17 protein-coding genes are annotated in these 17,767 nt (G+C 60.3%); 3 read left to right on the forward strand and 14 right to left on the reverse strand.

The features are described from left to right. The 13 genes from ACFO3S_RS16405 to ACFO3S_RS16465 form a co-directional block, all read right to left on the reverse strand. Positions 1–2,394 (reverse strand): ATP-binding protein, encoded by a 2,394-nt coding sequence (locus tag ACFO3S_RS16405; protein ID WP_378098397.1) that lies wholly within the window; start codon positions 2,392–2,394, stop codon positions 1–3. Further along, the gene (locus ACFO3S_RS16410) at positions 2,370–3,017 is read right to left on the reverse strand and encodes a hypothetical protein (RefSeq protein WP_378098400.1); all 648 of its coding nucleotides are present in this window, start codon (positions 3,015–3,017) and stop codon (positions 2,370–2,372) included. The genes ACFO3S_RS16405 and ACFO3S_RS16410 overlap by 25 nt, the downstream gene beginning before the upstream one ends. Before the next feature lie 227 nt (positions 3,018–3,244). Beyond that, positions 3,245–4,117, reverse strand: coding sequence for a polyamine aminopropyltransferase (speE, locus tag ACFO3S_RS16415; protein ID WP_378098403.1), 873 nt, complete (start codon positions 4,115–4,117; stop codon positions 3,245–3,247). A gap of 199 nt (positions 4,118–4,316) precedes the next feature. Further along, positions 4,317–5,858: a M14 family zinc carboxypeptidase gene (locus ACFO3S_RS16420; protein ID WP_378098406.1), complete on the reverse strand. Its 1,542-nt coding sequence runs from the start codon at positions 5,856–5,858 to the stop codon at positions 4,317–4,319. A 135-nt stretch (positions 5,859–5,993) separates the two neighbouring features. After that, positions 5,994–6,809 (reverse strand): metallophosphoesterase, encoded by an 816-nt coding sequence (locus tag ACFO3S_RS16425; protein ID WP_378098409.1) that lies wholly within the window; start codon positions 6,807–6,809, stop codon positions 5,994–5,996. Further along, on the reverse strand, positions 6,806–7,783 hold the full coding sequence (locus ACFO3S_RS16430; RefSeq protein ID WP_378098412.1) for an ABC transporter ATP-binding protein: 978 nt from the start codon (positions 7,781–7,783) through the stop codon (positions 6,806–6,808). Before ACFO3S_RS16430 ends, ACFO3S_RS16425 begins: the two co-directional genes overlap by 4 nt. After that, positions 7,771–8,766 carry an ABC transporter ATP-binding protein gene (locus tag ACFO3S_RS16435; RefSeq protein WP_378098414.1) on the reverse strand — a complete coding sequence of 332 codons (996 nt, stop codon included), beginning with the start codon at positions 8,764–8,766 and terminating at the stop codon, positions 7,771–7,773. The genes ACFO3S_RS16430 and ACFO3S_RS16435 overlap by 13 nt, the downstream gene beginning before the upstream one ends. A gap of 11 nt (positions 8,767–8,777) precedes the next feature. Continuing rightward, entirely contained in the window at positions 8,778–9,596 is an 819-nt protein-coding gene (locus ACFO3S_RS16440) for an ABC transporter permease (RefSeq protein WP_378098417.1), read from the reverse strand. A 5-nt stretch (positions 9,597–9,601) separates the two neighbouring features. Then, on the reverse strand, positions 9,602–10,546 hold the full coding sequence (locus ACFO3S_RS16445) for an ABC transporter permease (RefSeq protein WP_378098420.1): 945 nt from the start codon (positions 10,544–10,546) through the stop codon (positions 9,602–9,604). 14 nt (positions 10,547–10,560) lie between these two features. After that, entirely contained in the window at positions 10,561–12,153 is a 1,593-nt protein-coding gene (locus tag ACFO3S_RS16450) for an ABC transporter substrate-binding protein (RefSeq protein WP_378098423.1), read from the reverse strand. Between the two features lie 23 nt (positions 12,154–12,176). Beyond that, positions 12,177–12,911 (reverse strand): MBL fold metallo-hydrolase, encoded by a 735-nt coding sequence (locus ACFO3S_RS16455; protein ID WP_378098426.1) that lies wholly within the window; start codon positions 12,909–12,911, stop codon positions 12,177–12,179. A 22-nt stretch (positions 12,912–12,933) separates the two neighbouring features. Next, positions 12,934–13,785, reverse strand: coding sequence for a MurR/RpiR family transcriptional regulator (locus ACFO3S_RS16460; RefSeq protein WP_378098646.1), 852 nt, complete (start codon positions 13,783–13,785; stop codon positions 12,934–12,936). A gap of 20 nt (positions 13,786–13,805) precedes the next feature. Continuing rightward, positions 13,806–14,522, reverse strand: coding sequence for an HAD family hydrolase (locus tag ACFO3S_RS16465; protein WP_378098429.1), 717 nt, complete (start codon positions 14,520–14,522; stop codon positions 13,806–13,808). Positions 14,523–14,714: 192 nt separating this feature from the next. Between ACFO3S_RS16465 and ACFO3S_RS16470 the strand changes: the two genes are divergently transcribed. Beyond that, on the forward strand, positions 14,715–15,395 hold the full coding sequence (locus tag ACFO3S_RS16470; RefSeq protein WP_378098432.1) for an SOS response-associated peptidase: 681 nt from the start codon (positions 14,715–14,717) through the stop codon (positions 15,393–15,395). A gap of 65 nt (positions 15,396–15,460) precedes the next feature. On the opposite strand, the gene ACFO3S_RS16475 is transcribed toward ACFO3S_RS16470, so the two are convergent. Continuing rightward, positions 15,461–16,249, reverse strand: a complete 789-nt coding sequence (locus ACFO3S_RS16475; RefSeq protein WP_378098435.1) for an SDR family oxidoreductase — start codon at positions 16,247–16,249, stop codon at positions 15,461–15,463. Between the two features lie 334 nt (positions 16,250–16,583). Here ACFO3S_RS16475 and ACFO3S_RS16480 point away from each other — a divergent pair, with 334 nt between their 5' ends. Then, the gene (locus ACFO3S_RS16480; protein WP_378098438.1) at positions 16,584–17,405 is read left to right on the forward strand and encodes a hypothetical protein; all 822 of its coding nucleotides are present in this window, start codon (positions 16,584–16,586) and stop codon (positions 17,403–17,405) included. A gap of 87 nt (positions 17,406–17,492) precedes the next feature. Beyond that, positions 17,493–17,708, forward strand: coding sequence for a hypothetical protein (locus ACFO3S_RS16485; RefSeq protein ID WP_378098441.1), 216 nt, complete (start codon positions 17,493–17,495; stop codon positions 17,706–17,708). Positions 17,709–17,767 lie beyond the last annotated feature (59 nt).

Raw genomic sequence — 17,767 nt, forward strand, 5'->3', positions numbered from 1 at the left:
TCACCTCCCGGGCAATCTCATGGATACCACGACGCCGCCGCCTTCGCGCGCCTCAATGCCAAGCGCGCTCCCGAACATCCGCTGCAAGCGCCGATTCACATTGGACAATCCGATACCGCCGGAAGACTCGCTGCGGGGAAGCTTATGCTCGCTCCTCCAGCGCTCGATCAGCTCTGCAGACATTCCTACGCCATTATCCGTCACCCGAATCTCGACCCCTTCCTCTGTTCTTCGCACCGAAATGACGACGGTCAGCGCTTCCGATTCCGCCCCATACCCATGTCGAACAGCATTCTCCACCAGCGGCTGGATGGTGAACGGCGGAATCATCGGGTCGGTTGTTTCCAGTTCATAATGGACCTGCAGGCGGTCGCCCAACCTCGCTTGCTCCAGGGAGAGGTATGCCCGAACAAGGGACATCTCTCTATCCAGAGGAATCAGCGACTCCCCATCGTTGAAATCGAAGCTACCGCGCAGAAAACGGCTTAAATCGCGCAGCAGCTCGCCCGTCCGGACTGCGTCGCGCTTGCTCATCCAGATAATCGTGTTGAACGCATTAAACAGAAAGTGAGGCCGAATCTGAGCCCGCAGCATGGCAACCTCGGAGTCCAGCAAGCTTGCGGCCGTGCGCTTGAGTTGGACCAAGGTGCGGACCCGCGCCATCAGCTCCTCCGGCTCATAAGGCTTCCGGATCAGATCATTAGCTCCGGAAGCCAGGCCGGCTTCATTCATCCGTACCCGAGAGTTGGCCGTGGTCATCAGGATCGGCAGATCAATGACGTTGTGCGTCACCCTGATCTGCCGACACAGCGCAAAGCCGGACATGTCCGGCAGCAGAACGTCGATGATAGCCAAGTCCGGCACCGTCTCCGCCGCCAGCAGGTTCAACGCTTCATTGCCGCTGTGAGCTTCCGCCACGCCGGCCCCCTCGGCCTGAATCAAACCGGCCAGCGCCCTGATCTGTACAGGCTCGCCTACTAGGAGAATCCGGCCCAGCCTCTCCAGATCCCGCTCCTCCATGGCTGTTGTCTCCAGACTCCCCTTTTCAGCGTCCATCTCAGCGACGCTGGACACATTCCGCGTGTCCGCCTGCAGCTCCGCTCTGGCGAGCGCGGGCGTTCGGGCCGAGGGCAGATGAATCACATAACGGCAACTCCCCTTGGTTGGCGAGGATTTCGCTGCCAGTCTTCCTTGATGCAGGCCGACCAGCATCCGGCTGACGGCCATGCCCATTCCCTCTCCATGCGCAGGAGGGATTTCCCGAGTCCCCGAAGCGCTTACGGAAATTTGCACTTCCGTTCCTTCAGCAGCAGCGTCGATTTCCACTAGCCCCTCCTTTAACCCCTGCATCGATTCCTCAATCAGATGATAGATAATTTGGGTGATCCGATTTTCATCTCCCAGTATGACGAATTGTCGAGGCGCAATCGTATGTTGCAACCGAATCCGCTCCCCATTACCCGACTGCCGGAACACCTCCAGCACCACATCAACCAATGCCGACAGCTCCAGGGGCTGACGATGGAGATTCACGCTGCCATCCTTCATGCGCTCGTATTCGAAGACGTCATTCATCAGGAACGACAGCCTCCGGGACGTATGCTCCAGAAGCGTCAGATCCTTGTGCTGCCGGTTCGTAAGCGTTCCGCCCACCCCTTGCAGCAAGGACCGCACGATTTGCGTCATCGCCTGAAGCGGGGTTTGCAGCTCCTGAGCGGTGTGCTGAAGAAACTCTTCCTTCTCCTTGTTCTGCCGTCTTAACTCCGCGGACAACGTCTCGATCGTGTCCAGCGCTTCCTTGCTGCGCGCCCCGAGGAACAATCCTTGGGCCAGGAGAAAAATAAAGATGCCGATCGGAGGCTGTATGTAGATGTCATAGGACAGCGTAATATTCGCTGCATAAGCGGCGGCGAATTGGACCGCCCCCAGCAGGGCGATCAAGAGGTAAACCGAGCCTGTGATACGCTTCGCAATCGCTCGGGACAGCGCATAAACGAGAAAGAAGCCGGCAGACAGCACGACGGTAATCGTCAAGGGAAAGAGGAAGGTTGCTCTCTCCATTCCGGCGAAAAGAGAATAGATGAAATATCCCAGGGTCCAGCCGCCGATCAGCCAAGCAACGAATCGCGTGTCTCTCATCGGGTGAATGGTGTGGGAGTATACGGTCAGAAGCCCTATCGCCAGCAAGGAAGAGAAAGGCTGCAGAAACAATAGAACCGTGTAGGATAGGCCGGGAACAAGCTCATAGATCAGCTTATCTCCCGCTGTAGTTACGTAGAAAGAGGTGACGAGGCAAAACAAGGAGATCAGGTAGAATGCGGAGTCTCTGCGATGCAGTATCCCTTGACCGGCATAATAGACTCCCATGATCAAAAGACTGACGATAACCGCCAATTCGTACCGCTCATGGCGAACGCCCGGTCGCTGATAGTCTCCGCAGTGCCCAGATAGACCGGTTCGGCGATTCCGCTGGTCCAATACGCAAAGTTGGCGACATGAATGACGAGCTCCACATCGGGACCATCGGTGTCGAAATAGGCAGTATACGGCCGACTCACCGAGATCGTCGTTTCGGCTGAAGTTCCCGGTTGACCGCTTCCGCCCAGCAGCTCGCCATCGACATACAGCTGGCTGGACGACAGGATTCGAGTCAACTGGAGCCCATAGGACCGTTGTTTCTCAGGCAGGATGAGACGAAGCCGATACGTCGCGTAGCCGAGACGCTCCTCGGGATGAAGTGTCCATGTCCTGCTCCAAGAGGAGGGAACCTCGATATATTCGGCATCAGACAGCCGAGAAGCATCCATGCGATCAGGGGGGAGCATCGCATTGCGGAAAAACTCCCACTCGCCATCCAGCTTATAGACAGAATGGCCGTCAAAGCTGCATCCGCTATAATCCATAACGCCGGGCGTCATGCGCACACATCCGGCCGGGTCGTCCGGTTGTATGTAAGGGGCGATCACATAGGCCAGCCACAGGCCGATCAGTAAACGAAAGACCGCTTTCTTCAACATGATGCCCCGACTCCTATGCCGACTCGTTGTCTCCTGTTTCGACATTTCTCGGCGATATCCTGCTTTTTGTCTCGCAACAGTTCATGTGAAGCCAATCGTACTGAAGGAGCATCGTCAAACACCGGCTTTGCAGCCGCTGAGGGAGCCGCAGCAGCAGAAAGAAGCCGCTCCGGAAATCCGGAACGGCCCCTTCTATCGCTTGCGCAAGCTGCCCCGTCGCAACGCCGCTAACCGGTCGGCCGGCGTTCCAGCCTCTCTCTCAGAAAGGCGGGCAGCGAGAAGCAGCGGCGCACCAGCTCCTCGTTCGCATACAACGCGGATTTATCGAAACGGATTCGCTCCGGAGCGGGAAGCTCTTTCTTGGAGCCGAGCGTAAAGCTCCACAAGCCTCCCGGATACGTCGGAACGACAGCCGTGTATAGGCTGCTGTAAGGAAAAATTCGTCCGATTCGGCGATACGCCTGCTCCATAATATCGCCGTGAAAAATCGGAGATTGACTCTGGCAGACCATCATCCCGTCTGCGCGCAAAGCCCGGTAGAGACTCTCGTAGAAAGCCGGCTCGAACAGCTGCTGCGCCGGTCCGACCGGGTCGGACGAATCGACGATAATGACGTCGTAGGCGGCCGATTGCCGCTTGGCGAAGTCGACGCCGTCCACGTAATGGTAGTTGACCCGCGGATCGGACAGGTTGCCGGACACCTCCGGCATATGGCGTTTGCTGGCCTTCACGACGACTTCGTCGATCTCGACCAGATCGATCCGTTCGACGCTGCCATACTTGGCCGCCTCTTTGGCGGCTCCGCAATCTCCTCCGCCGATAATGAGCACGTCTTTAGGGCGCGGATGAACCGATAGCGGAACGTGAGTGATCATCTCGTTGTAGATGTACCCGTCCTTCGAGGTCGTCTGCACGACGCCGTCGAGCACGAGCATCGGACCGAAATCGAACGAATCCAGCACCATCACATGCTGGAACGGACTCGATTCCTCGAACAACACTTCCTTAATTCGGTAGCTGATTTTCAGATTGTCCCTCTCGTCCTCGGTCAACCACAGTGTACCCTGTGAGTTATGAATATACTTGGGCAACCGTTTCAATTTTCAACCTCCCCATCATCGTTATCCTTTCTATTGTATCAAAAAAACGCAGAGGGGTAGATTGTACGGCGAAAAAGGAGGAAAAAAGGAACAGAGGATGCCCCAAATTTGACTTCCGGGACATCCCCGGCTCCGCCATGCTGCCTCGCGCGGCTTGCCGATAGCAAGGCAGCATGGCGGCTTGGGCCAGCGGACCTGCCTAGGCGTCGGCCCCGTTCGAGCCAGGCCGTTCATCTTCGGCTTCCGTGCCCGTCCCGCCTTCGGACGGCTCCGGCTCCGCATCCAGATCCGGCTCCGGCTCCGGCGGCTCTTGGATCCAGAAGATGCCCTCGGCCGCGCGGATCAGCAGCCAGTTCCGCCAGCGTTCGAGGCCGACCGCCGTCTGGCTCTCGAGCTTCGCCTCTTCGGGCCGATCCGCGATCGGCGACGAATACGCCTCCGTCTCGGGGCCAACCGCGACGCCCCGGCCTTCAAGCTTCTCGAACGGGCCGATCAGCGCATGACCGGAGGCGACCCAGACAACGCCATTAGACGACGAAATTTGCACCCAGTCGCCCTTCTGCCTGAGCGCCGGGTAACGGCCCGGGTAGAGCAGCGCCTCGCGCTTGGAGCGCATATCCGGATACCGGAAGCCCGGCTCCGCCCGGGTCAGGCGAACCTCCTCGCTCAGCTCGGAGACGGGCTGCCGCTCGAGCCATAGGGAATACCCTTCCCTGGCGAGCATCCACAAGGTGTCTTTCTGCTGATTCCAGATGCGGTCCCATTCGGACAGCGGCACGTTCGTCGGTCCTGCGCTGCGTCCAAGCTCCGGCGTCAGCCCCGGCCTCCCGAACTCCTGAATGAACCAGTCGGTAAATCCCCCGCCGGAGGGGTTGGCCAGCGGCTCGAACAGCCGATAGCCTGTCATGGCGGAGTACGCGACGGCGATCGCCCTGTCCCGCTTCACGTTGTCCGGGTCGGTCTTAAAGTTCCAATAGAGAATTTCGCCGGAGGAATGATAGGCGACGGCGATCTCCGGCTCGGAAGCCAGCGTCAGGTCGTAGATTGCCTGGGCTTCCTTGGCCTGAAGCGGCTGCTTTCCTTTATAGTTCATATAGGAAGGACCGCTTCCTGGGTTGTGGATATGGTCCCAGTCGGCGGGATACGAACGGTTCAGATCGATACCCTTGCCATTGGCCTTCCAGCGCTTGAAGTTCCGGCTTCCTCCGTTCATCTCAACAAGGGAAGCGCGAGCCTCGGTCGGAAAAGCGGCCAAGCCGGACTGCTGCAGCGTCACGCCGTCGGGATTCACCATCGGCACGAACCGGAAAGTGACGCGATCGAGCAAGTCTCCGGCCCGGTATCCGCCGTATACGGAGGAGCCCTGCCCGGATTGGCGGGCGATCGTCTCCAGCTGCATCATGGAATTGATCGTCGTGACCCACTCCCGCGCATGATGGGAGCCCAATACGAGAATGACGGCCGGACCGCGCCCGATGTCCGCCGTCCACAGCTCCCGCCCGTACTCGCTGACGCCGGCCGACCCGAGCTTGATCAGCCCGGGGTAGCGGGCGGCGAGCGCTTTAAGATCGCGGGTCATGACAGAGTACGAATAGATTTGCTTGGGATTGACGATCGGCGAAGACATAGCTTCCGCAGCAGCCGCGTCTCTCGGATCTAGCGCGCTGGCGAACGCGGTCAAACATAAGGAAAATAGCAGAATCAGGTTTAGCCGGATACTACAACGCTTAAAGCACGACATCTCTCTCGTATCTCCTGAATTCAAATTTGAATGGTCAGAACATACGCTTCGACATTTTCCGCGCAACTCCTTCTCTGCGAATAAAAATCGGGAGACAAACAACCGCCGAAGCCTCGGCTCCAGCGGTTCTCTCTTCTAGGCCAGCGCAATCGTCTGCAAGCAGTCCCGAATCTCTTGAACCGCCGACGTCTGCCGCCATTCCTTGCGGTACCCGAGGCAGGCGCAGATGAGCTCTGTCCCTTCGTACTCGTGTTTCTTCCGATAATGGACATGCCCCATAATTCCGTAACGGACGCCGTAACGCCGATACAGTCCGGCGTATTCCTCGCTTCCGAGAAACGCGTTGAAATACGACCACAGCGGGTGCGGCATCGGCACCTTGAAAGCCGGATGCCCCAGCATATGCGTGACCATCACGATCGGCTTGCCTTCGTGCGCCGCCAGCTCCCGCTCCAAACTGCTGTAGAAATAGCGGTGGATGTCGCGGTTGCTCATCCCCCAATTCACGTACAGGCTGTCCTGCCACGTCCGGTCCATCGCATGCATCTTTTCGAAGTCTTCGAACGTATGGCCGGGCTCGCCCATCGTATAGTCGTACCAGCCGGAGTTGCCGACGACAACCCAGCCGTTGCCAAGCTCGCACGGCCTCTCGCTCAGGCAGTCCTCGTACGCCTGGTATTGCCGGTATATTTGCCAGGTGTCGCGAATTCCGTTGTCCTTGCTCCAGTAATCGTGATTGCCCGGAACGAACCAGACGGGAATTCCGCACCGCTCCTTCAACCAGCGGAGCACGGCAAGGCTGCGATTCATCTCGTTGGAGATGTCGCCGGCGACGATCAGTCCGTCCAGCTCCCGTTCGCCGACCGCCTCGGCCAGCGCTTCCTCGATCGGCAAATCGCCCTCCAGCTCGTTCAGATCGACGTGCAAATCCGATATCACGCCTATGTTCACGGTGTGACGTTCCCCTCCTCGTAGTGATGACAGCTGACTTCGTGACCCGGGCCGACATGCTTCAGCTCCGGCGCCTCCGTGCGGCAGCGGTCCGTCGCCAGCGGGCATCTCGGATGGAACGCGCAGCCGCTCGGCGGATCGATCGGACTCGGCACCTCGCCCTGGAGCGCCGCTCCACGCTTCCTCCCGGACACGTCGGGAACCGAAGAGAACAGCGCCCGGGTGTACGGATGAAGCGGCTCTCCGCCCCCTTCCCCGACCGTAAAAATCTCCGCCAGCCTGCCCAGGTACATCACGCCGACGCGGTCGCTGATGTAGTCCACGACGTTCAGGTCGTGGGAGATGAACAGATAAGTTAAGCCGCGCTTTTCTTGAAGCTCCTTAAGCAGATTCAAAATCTGCGCCTGAACCGACACGTCCAGCGCCGACACCGCTTCGTCGATGACGATAAACTTGGGAGCCAGCACCAGCGCCGCGGCGATTCCGACGCGCTGGCGCTGTCCTCCGCTCAGCTCGTGCGGATACCGGCCGGCATAGCTCGTGTCCAGCCCGACCTGCTCGAGCGTCTCCGCGACGATTCTCCGTCTTGACGCCTTATCGCCGATTCGATGCACGACCAGCGGCTCTTCGAGCAGCCAGCCGACCGTCTTCTTCGGGTTCAGGGACGAATACGGATCCTGAAACACGATCTGAATGTCCTGGCGGAGCGCCTTCATCTCCTTGTCCGTCAGCCCCTGAATCGAGCGTCCCCGGTAGAGGAGATCTCCGGCCGTCTGCTGGACGAGCTGCACGAGCATCTGGCCCGTCGTCGACTTGCCGCAGCCGCTTTCCCCGACCAGGCCGAAGATTTCACCTTCGCGAATACGGAACGATACGCCGTCCACCGCCCGCAGCACGCTGCGCTTCTCCAGCAGTTTCCGCTTCGAAACGGGATAATGCTTGGCCAGCGCCCGGGCTTCGATCAGCGTCTCCATTCTACCGCCCTCCCGTCGCTTTCGTAGAGGTGACAGCGAACCCGGTGGCCGGACTCGACTTCCCGAAGCTCCGGAGTCTTCGAGCGGCAAAGCTCCGTCGCGCTCGGACAGCGGCCCGCGAACGGACAGCCCGTCCCCCGGTCGGCCAAGGGCGGCACCCGTCCGGGAATCGCGTACAGCGGTCGCCCCTTCTTGCCGAGACTCGGCAAGGACTGAAGCAATCCCGTCGTATACGGATGCTTGGGACGCTCCAGAATTTCCCCGACCGGAGCGTCCTCCACGACGTACCCGGCATACATGACGACGACCCGGTCGCAAACCTCGCGAATGACGCCCAGATCGTGAGAGATAAAGAGAATCGCCGTGCCCATCGCCCGATTCATCTCGTTCAGCAAATCGAGAATTTGCGCTTGGATCGTCACGTCCAGCGCCGTTGTCGGCTCGTCGGCGATCAGCAGCTTCGGCCGGCAGATCAGCGCCATTGCGATCATAATCCGCTGCATCATGCCGCCGGAGAGCTGGTGGGGGTAGTCGCCGTACAGGCGCTCGACGCGCGAGAGGCCGACCCGCGCCATCATCTCCGTCGCCAGCCGTCTCGCCTCCCTCGTCGGAACGGACAGATGGATGGAGGCCATCTCGGCGATCTGCTTGCCGACCGGCATGAGCGGATTCAGCGCCGACATCGGATTCTGGAAAATCATCGACGCCTGCCTGCCCCGGATCGAGCTCCAATCTTCCGGAGACGCGGGGTCCAGCGGCTTGCCGTCCAGCGTCATCGCGCCCCGGGTCATCTCCGCCGTCTCGGGCAGCAGCCCCATCACCGCCAATGAGGTCAGACTTTTGCCGCAGCCGGACTCCCCGACGATACCCACCGTTTCCTTCTCCTCCACCCGAAAGGAAATTTGCCGAAGCGCCGGATACGCCTGTTTCCCGATCCGGAACGTCACCTCCATGTCGCATACCTCAAGCAGCGCGCTCCCCATGACGCCTCCTCCTAACCTTTCTTGTCGTATACATCCCGGATTCCGTCTCCCAACAGGTTAAAGCCGAGCACCATTGCCGTAATGACCGCGCCCGTGATCAGAACGTACCAGGGCGCGTTCGCGATGAACGGCTGAGCCTCGCTCAGCATTCTCCCCCAGCTCGGGTCGGGAGGCTGCACGCCGAGTCCCAAATAGCTGAGGCCGGCTTCGGCGAGAATTGACCCCGAGAAGCGAAGAGAAGCCGTCACGACAAGCGGCGAAGAAATATTCGGCAGAATATGGAGAAAGACGATGCGAAGCGGTCCCGCTCCCCGCGCCTTGGCGGCCTGGACGAATGCGAATTCCTTGTATTGGATAAACCCGCTGCGCGCGATTCTGGCGAATGCGGGAATGCTCATCAGACCGAGCGCGACGATCGTATTGCCGAGCCCGGGTCCGAATACGGAGACGAGCATGATCGCCAGAAGAATGCCGGGAAACGCCAGCTTCGCATCGATGACGCGCATCAGAATCTCGTCGGTCCAGCCTCCCGCATAACCGGCCAGAGCGCCGATCAGCAGCCCGAAGAAAAGGCCGATCGCCACGGATGAGAATCCGATCAGGAAAGCCGTCTGCGTCCCTTCCATAATCCGGCTGAAGATGTCCCTTCCGAAATTGTCCGTCCCCCACCAATAATCCGCCTGCGGCGGAGCGAGGCGCATCGCCGTATTCATCTCGTTGGGCCCGTACGGGGTATAGATCAGACTTGTCACCATCAGCCCCAGCAGCAGCAGAATCAGACTGCCTCCGATGACCGACGGCTTGTTGCGGATCAGCCGTTTCCAATTCATCTCGTTCACCTTTTCAATCGAATGCGCGGGTCGATGACCCGGTACAGGATGTCGACAATAAAATGAATGCAGACGACAATGACCGCAATGTACAGCACCATCGTCTGCAGCAGCGGCAGATCGCGCGTGCCGATCGAAGTGATCAGCAGATTGCCGAGACCCGGCAAGGCAAACACGTTCTCCACGACAATGCTGCCCCCCAGCGTATCCGCGATGAGCAGACCGACGATCGTCAGCACCGGAACAAGCGAATTGCGCAGGACGTGGCGGTACAGGACGAGGCGGTCGCGCAGCCCTTTACTCTTCGCCGTTCGCACGTAATCCATGCGAAATTGGTCGAGCAGCGTATTGCGCAAATACCGGATCACGACGGCGATGCCGGGCACGGCGAGAGCGAGCGAGGGCAGGAACAGAGACCGCAGCGCCTGCGCCGGATTTTCGCTCCAGGGCACGTATCCGTAGGTCGGAAACCATTTGAACGCGACCGAGAAGACCAGGATCAGAATAAAGGCGAGCCAGAACGACGGAACCGCCAGACCGAGCTGGGTGAACGCCGACATCAGCAGCGCCGGAAGCCCGCCGTCCTTCCGCGCGATATAGATGCCGAGAGGTATGCCGATCAGCAGCGTGAGCCCGAGAGACATCAGCGCGAGCGACACCGTCACGGGCAGCCGCTCGGCGACGATATCCGCCACCGGCCGATGGTATCGGAGAGACTGGCCCAGATCCCCGGCAGCCGCATCCTTGACCCAGATCAGATAGCGTTCCGCTGCCGGGCGGTCGAGCTCCATACGCTTCCTCAGCTCGGCGAGCTGGTGCGGATCGGCGTCGACGCCGAGCACGATCTGGGCCGGATCGCCCGGAAGCACTTGAAAGACCAGAAAAGTGATGACCGATACGAGCAGGACGGTCGAGCCTAACGCCGCCAGCTTCCGGATGTAGAATCTCACTGCATTCTCCTTCGTTACTTCGTGTAATACATAGCGGCGAAATCGTATTTCTGAATCGGATACAGCTTAAAGCCTTCCAGACCGTCCTTCATCGCGACCGAACGGCTCGGGTCCATAATGTACACCGCGGCGGCCTGTTCGGTCAGAATCGTCTGAGCCTGCTTGTACAGCTCGGCCCGCTTGTCCGGGTCGATCTCCAGACGCGCCCTGCCGACAAGCTCGTCGAAATCGGCGCTGCTGAACTTGAAGAAATTTCGGGCATAATGCGTCTCGTACCGTCCCAGCACCTCGTGCGGGTCGAGCTTGCCCGTCAGGCCGACGATGGTCGCCTCGTACTTGGCGTTGTTGTAGACGTCCTCCAGCCAGCTGCTCCACTCGATCTGCTTGATCGTCGCCCGGATGCCGACGGCCTTCAATTGCTCGGCGATGACCTGCGCCGTGTCGACGTGGAACTTATAGTTGGACGGAACGGTAATCGTCAGATCGAAGCCCTGCTCGTAGCCCGCTTCCTTCAGCAGCTGCTTCGCCTGCTCGGCGTTCGTCTCGTAGCGCTGCTCCAGGCCTTCCTGATAGTACATTTTCATCGCCGGGCTCATGTTGGAGCCGAGCTTGGCGCCGTTGCCCTCCGCCACCGTCTGAATGATGACGTCCTTGTCGACCGCATAATTGATCGCCTGGCGCACTTTCACGTCGTTCAGCGGCTCCGCTGAATGGTTAAGAGCCATCAGCTGAACCATGTTTTGCGGCCCCGATACGATGCTGAAGCCTTCTCCCAGCTGCAGAGCGCCTTGCGCGGAGATGCCCGGCACCATGTCGATGTCGCCGGATTTCAGCGCCAGCACGGAGGCGTTCGCGTCCGGCATGAACTTGAATTCGACGCGATCGAGCGTCGGCGCCATGTCTCGGTTATAGAAGTCCTCGTTCTTCTCGAGCACGAGCTGCTGTCCCGGCGTGTACGAGGCGAACTTGAACGGGCCGGCTCCGATCGGCTTCGCGCTTTGCTCCTCGTAGTCCTTGGGGACGATGGCGACAATGTTGGCCGCCAGGAAAGCCGCGTCCTTCTCCTTCAGCTTCACGACGACCGTAGCGTCGTCCGGGGTGTCGATCCTTTCGATAGCCGCGAACTTCGAGGACAGGGGCTCCTTGCCGTTCAGACCGGACAGCTTGGCGTACGAGTAGTACACGTCCTCCGAGGTCAGCTCGGAACCGTCGTGGAATCGGATGCCTTGCCGCAGTACGAACGTATACGTCAGCCCGTCCTCGGAGACGCTGTACGATTCCGCGATCGCCGGAACCAGGTCGCTGTTCTCCCCGCCTTCGAACAGACCGTCGAACACGTTGTCCATCATCGAGCCGGTATCCGTCGCCGCGGACAGGTACGGATCGAGGTTGTCCGGCTCGGTCGCCATCGCGACCCGCACGGTGCCGCCTTCGACTTTCCCCCCGCCGGCCGATGCGGACGGGGCCGGCGCCGAAGCGTTCCCGTTCGTCGGCGACGCGGATCCGCCGGCCCCTTCCGGGTTCGAATTGCCGCCGCAGGCGGACAGGACGAGCGACACCGACATCAACACAGAGCAGCCTAGCACGAGCGATCTTTTCAGCTTCAACAAGAGAAAAACCCCTTTCATCCTCAGATGTTGATTTTCATATCGCAATAAGCGAGCCGAATCGGCCCCTTATAATGCCGCGAAGCTTCCGCAACCAATTGATCCAATTCTCCATAGTGGGGCAGATGCGTCAAGACCGTCTGCCCCGCGCCGGCCAGCGCGGCGATCCTGCCGGCTTCTCCGGCTGTCAGATGCCCCTTCATCCTGCCCGCTTGAGCCTCGTAAAAGCTGCTCTCGATAATCAGCACGTCCGCCGAACGGGACAGCTCGATCAGCGCCTGGCAGTAGCCGCTGTCTCCCGAATAGACGAGCGCTTTGCCGTCCGGGGACGTCAGCCTGACGGCCAGGCACGGAATTTCGTGCACCGTCTCGGAGAAGGCCAGACTGACGTCCCCGATTCTCGTTTCGCCGCCCGCCCGGACGGGGCGCACGCGAATGCAATCCGGGTATTCGAAGGCGAGGCTGCCGATCTCCGCTTCGTTCACGTAGACGTCGAGCGGAACGGACCGCTTGCCGATCTGCATAAGAACCAGAATCGCGAATTCCAGGCTGTAGACGTCGGCGATATGATCCGCATGGGTGTGCGTCAGGACGACCGCGTCCAGCTCTTCCAACGGACAATGGCTTTGCAGCCGGGACAGAACGCCGCTGCCGCAGTCGAGCAGGATGCGGCTTCCCCCGCATTCGACCAGATAGCCGGAGGTCGCTTCGTTTTTCTCGGGGTACGCTCCCCAACAGCCGATTACCGTAATGTTCATGGAGTATCCTTTCCTGCCGCAATTAAGGTCTGGACCTGTTCGTCCATTCGAAGTTGTCTTGGAACTGCTTGAACATGACTTCCATTTTCTCGATATTCTGCTTGACCCGAGCCTTCTCCAGATGAGAGATTTCGTTGATCAGCGCGTTTACGACGGATAACGCCGCCGTGTAGGAATCGAGAAATCCGGTCGACTTGCACGCCGCCAGCAGCGTCAGATCGGACAGCTTCGCGAACGGCGACAGCGCGGAGTCGGTCAACGCGATGACCTTCGTTCCCTGTTCCTTGGCCAGCGCCGCCACCTTGAGCGTCCGCGAGCAATACCGGGGAAAGCCGCACACGAATACGAGATCGCCGGATTTAACGTAGGATGCGTATTCCGCAACACCTCCCTGGGGGATCAACTCGCAATTGCCCAGCATGTACTTGAGAACGAAGCTGAAGAACGAGGTGACCGACAGCCCCATCCGCCATCCGGCGATCCAGATCCGGTCAGCGTCCAGCAGCATCCGGGCGGCCTGGCGGACGCGAGCCTTGTCCGTCCCGGCCATCGTCTCCCGAAGATTGTCGATCTCCTGCATAAAATGCTTCTCGATCCAGGACTCCTCCTGGCGGCTCGTCGTGAAGACGAAATTTTGCACCGCGCGCTGATCTCTCAGCACGTGTCCGCGCAAATCCTGAAGCATGCTCGCGAAGCCCGGGTACCCTAACGTCTGGGCCAGCCGATGAACGGTCGCCTCGCTGACCCCGGACTTGTCGGCGATTCGCTGGGCGGACGACATCACCGCATCTTGCATATGGGTTTGAATGTAATGCGCGACCTTCTTCTGCGCGACGCTCAGCTCGTCGAAGCGCGCCTGAATGTTATCCGCCATGGTCACAGCCGCCGAACTCCTTATCCCGTATGATCCAGCGGCATTCGGGGATGTCCGAGATAGGCCGCCACGTCCTGGATGCCGGAGATGACCGGGCGGTACGACAGCTCCTCGATGCCGCGGTTGCCGTAAGCGTTGACGAGCAGACAGTGCATGCCGACCTTCTGGCTGCCGACTACGTCGTCGTAATAGTTGTCTCCGATATACAGCGCTTCGCTCGCCGACACCCCGCCCCGGGCGAGCGCCATGCGGAAAATGTCCGGGCTCGGCTTCTCGATCCCGACCTCCGAGGAGATCAGAATGTCGTCCAGTTCCTCGTCCAGGCCGTTGAGCGCAAGCACTTCCCTGGCCGACCCGTCCCAGTTCGAGATCAGACCGAGCCGGTAGCCGAGGCCCCGCAAGTAACTCAGCGTCCGCTTCGCCCCGTCGTAGGCCTGCCATTTGACCGGATATTCCCGTGCGATATCCCGATGCGCCTGCAGCACCTCGTCGATCGGCAGCAGCAGCCGCAGCTGATAGTTGAGCGCTCCCGTATACCAAGGCAGAAACGCCCGGCCGTCCTTGCCGAGCACGCCCGGATACTCCCGCATGAACAGCTTGTCCGTCAGATGATAGGCGATCGCGATCTCCTCCCGGTTGCGGTAGACGCCGAAGCGCTCCAGCACCCTCTGATACGCCTCCTCCCGGTTCGTTCTCACCAGCGTGTAACCGAGGTCAAACCATAAATAGCGAATCATTCGTTAAGCAGCTCCCGATGTAGGATTTCCTTCAGATTTACTGAAATGTTGTCTTTCCTTCACGACTCCATCATAGAGAGCGAGTATTTGTACAGCGTTAATTGCAGATCGTATTTTCGTAAAAGTTGCAGTCGGCCCGCTTGAACGAAGAGCGCCGCTATGCTTCAATGACTGTAAAAGGAGGGACGAGCGATGTGCGGAAGATTCACGATCGTCGTGACGATGGAAGAGCTGGTGCGGCGTTATCTGATCGAGCAGCCGATGGCCCGATACGCGGCGCCGCGCTACAACGTGGCTCCGACGCAAGAGGTGTGGGCGGTTATTCACGACGGGAGGAAGAACAGGCTCGGCGAGCTTCGATGGGGGCTTGTGCCCTCGTGGGCGAAGGACGACAGAATCGGGAGCCGCATGATTAACGCGCGGGCGGAAACGCTGCTGGAGCGGGCTTCGTTCAAAACGCTGGTAGGGAGAAAGCGGGCGATTATCCCGGCGGACGGCTTCTACGAATGGCGAAAGGAGGGCGGGCGCAAACAGCCGATGAGGATTACGATGAAGGACGGCTCTCTATTCTCGATGGCGGGACTGTACGATACGTGGCAGGCTTCGGACGGCCGCAGAATCGGCACTTGCACGATCATTACGACCGCCCCGAACGGTCTGATGGCCGACATTCACGATCGAATGCCGGCCATCCTGAAACCGGAGGACGAAGCGTTATGGCTGGACCGGGGCAACAGCGACATCCAGGCGCTCATGGCTATGCTGCGTCCGTATCCGGCGGAGAGGATGCGGGCCTACCCGGTGTCCTCCGCCGTCGGCAACGTGAAGAACGATACGGAGGCGTGCATCGCGGAGCAGCCGGCCCCGCTCTGAGCGGAGCCGCTCGCCGTCGGCGCGCCGGCAGGTCCGGCCGAGCCCTCCGCGCGCTGCCTTACAGCTTACAGCCCTCGGGTTGTCCCTCCGTCCACGAGCAGCGCTTGGCCGGTGACGTACGTGTTGGCGAACGATCCGTAAAATACGGCGTGACGGGCGAATTCCTCCGGCGTCCCCGTCCGGCCGAGCGGAATGCGCGAGACGGCCTCCGCCTGGACGTCCTCAAGCGTTCGCCCCAGATCCGCCGCTCTCTTGGCGTCGAGCTCGGCGATCCGGTCGGTTCCGATTCGGCCGGGCGCAACGGTATTGACGAGAATGCCGTAGGGAGCCAGCTCGGTCGCCAAGCTCTTCGTGAGGGAATACACCCCCGCACGAAACACGTTGGACAGAATCAAGCCCTCGATCGGCTGCTTGACGGAGACGGACGACACGTTGACGATTCGGCCGCCTCCAGCCGCCTTCATGAAGGGCAGCGCTTCGCGAATCATCCGGACCGTGCTCAGCAGCGTCAGCTCGAAGCCCCGCGTCCAATCGGCGTCCTCCATATCGGAGAAGAAGCCGCCGCGCGGACCTCCGGCGTTCGTGACGAGCGCGTCCAGCCCGTCCGCAGCAGCGGCCGCCGTGCGGATCGCATGGCGAATATCCTCGTCCCTGGATGCGTCCATCCCGATCGTCGACACCTCGACCCCGGTTTGCTCCAGAATGTCTCTGCGCGCCTCGGCGAGCCGGTCCAGGCTTCGGCTCGCGATCGTTACCCTGGCCCCTTCCTTCGCGTATTGCAGCGCGACGGCTTTGCCCAAGCCCTTGCTCGCCGCCGCCACGAATACCGATTTCCCTTTCAGCATTAAATCCATAATTCGCAGCACCCTTTCGTCATCTGTCGATGGCTGCCTTGACGGCGTTCATGCTAACGGCCAACAGCTTAAGCTTAGAGTGCCATATGGACGGTCCCGGCGCAACAGCCTTAAGACTCCTTTCGCCGGCGGCGAGCTGGCGGTTGCCCCGACGCGAAGCGGAGCGAGAATTCGGGAGGAGGAAAAGCTTGACACCTTTGCCGGAGTCCGGTATATTGAACGAACAATACGAAATTTTCCACTTACGACGGAAGCACCCGTAAGCAAGGCTGAGCCAGCCTTCTTGCAGGTGCTTTTTTGCCGTCCATTCCCACAAACCAAGGAGGAATCCGTCATGCCGCCTTTATCCGTCCCGTTTCGCCGTCTCGTCCCGCTCCTCGCTCTCCTGCTGTCCTTTATCGTCGTTGCGCCCGCCGGCGCAGCATCCGTCGAATTGACCGCTTCCCTTAAAGCCTCGCTCGACAAGACCGCCGCTTCGGCGGACGCCAAGACGGCTGCCCGGCTGCGCACGCTGTACGCCGAGCTCGACGTTCAGCTTCAGGCCGACAAGAAGATGGCGGCCGACATCAAGACGCTGAAGCATCGCAACGAGGAGGCGGTTCTTCTCGTCCGCAAGCAGATCCGCGAGATCGACGCCGCCAGAATCGCCCGCCTGGCCGCCGAAGCCCAGCAGGCCAAAGCCCGCTACAAGCCGCTCCTCGACTCCTACGCCTCCCTGAACAAGCGGCTGTCGCTGGCCCGGTCGGTTAAGAGCAAGACGCTCGTCAGCGCCCTCAGCTTCCAGGCCGAAGCGATGAAGCTGCCCGTCCGACTGGCCCGCGAGGATATGAAGGCGAAGAACGACGCCCACAAGGCGGCCAAAGCCGCCGCCTCCGCCAAAATCAAGGCCGCGCGGGATTCCTTGTCGGCGATCGACCCGCTCAAGATTCAGATTAAGGACCGGCGCAGCAGCATGAGCCGGACGCGGGCCGGGCTGTCTCCGGTATGGTCGAACTTCAAGTACGCCCTGAAGAAGAACGACCCGGGCAGCGCGGTCCAATCGCTGAACTCACTCGTCGCCGCCGTCAAGCAGATCGTCGCGGATCAGCAGAGAATCTACGTTCTGGAGGGGAAGATCGCGAGCGTCATCGCCGTCACGAAAGCCCGTCATCTGTAGCTGACGCTCATAACAAGGTATAATAGAGTCCACGACTATCGCATAAGGGACTCCCCTTCGCGATAACGAAGAAGGAGGCCCCCCCTTATGGCCAGGAATATTCGACTGACGACCGACCAGGATTTCCAGGAAGCCTTCGAGAGCCGCGTGCGCATCCGCGTGTTCAAGGACGACCATATTATCGATTCCGGCGGCGTTATCGTACGCTTCGACTCTCGCACCGTCGTCGTCCAGACCGGAGTCGGCGATCTTGCCTACCATGACCGCGGCGAATGCGAGATCTTCGAGCTGAGAGCGAGATAGGCGGAGCGCTCCGGGACAGCCATCGCCCTGTCGGCCAAGCCCAAAATCTCTGAAAAAGA

Source organism: Cohnella hongkongensis, from assembly GCF_042654645.1.
GTDB classification, from domain to species: Bacteria; Bacillota; Bacilli; order Paenibacillales; family Paenibacillaceae; genus Cohnella; species Cohnella hongkongensis.

Bases quoted from the DNA above. Each gene is read 5' to 3' on its own strand.
- ACFO3S_RS16465 (WP_378098429.1), bottom strand. From the start codon at position 14,522: ATGATTCGCTATTTATGGTTTGACCTCGGTTACACGCTGGTGAGAACG.
- ACFO3S_RS16475 (WP_378098435.1), bottom strand. From the start codon at position 16,249: ATGGATTTAATGCTGAAAGGGAAATCGGTATTCGTGGCGGCGGCGAGC.
- ACFO3S_RS16440 (WP_378098417.1), bottom strand. From the start codon at position 9,596: ATGAATTGGAAACGGCTGATCCGCAACAAGCCGTCGGTCATCGGAGGC.
- ACFO3S_RS16485 (WP_378098441.1), top strand. From the start codon at position 17,493: ATGGCCAGGAATATTCGACTGACGACCGACCAGGATTTCCAGGAAGCC.
- ACFO3S_RS16460 (WP_378098646.1), bottom strand. From the start codon at position 13,785: ATGGCGGATAACATTCAGGCGCGCTTCGACGAGCTGAGCGTCGCGCAG.
- ACFO3S_RS16480 (WP_378098438.1), top strand. From the start codon at position 16,584: ATGCCGCCTTTATCCGTCCCGTTTCGCCGTCTCGTCCCGCTCCTCGCT.
- ACFO3S_RS16455 (WP_378098426.1), bottom strand. From the start codon at position 12,911: ATGAACATTACGGTAATCGGCTGTTGGGGAGCGTACCCCGAGAAAAAC.
- ACFO3S_RS16470 (WP_378098432.1), top strand. From the start codon at position 14,715: ATGTGCGGAAGATTCACGATCGTCGTGACGATGGAAGAGCTGGTGCGG.
- ACFO3S_RS16420 (WP_378098406.1), bottom strand. From the start codon at position 5,858: ATGTCGTGCTTTAAGCGTTGTAGTATCCGGCTAAACCTGATTCTGCTA.
- ACFO3S_RS16410 (WP_378098400.1), bottom strand. From the start codon at position 3,017: ATGTTGAAGAAAGCGGTCTTTCGTTTACTGATCGGCCTGTGGCTGGCC.
- ACFO3S_RS16435 (WP_378098414.1), bottom strand. From the start codon at position 8,766: ATGGGGAGCGCGCTGCTTGAGGTATGCGACATGGAGGTGACGTTCCGG.
- ACFO3S_RS16430 (WP_378098412.1), bottom strand. From the start codon at position 7,783: ATGGAGACGCTGATCGAAGCCCGGGCGCTGGCCAAGCATTATCCCGTT.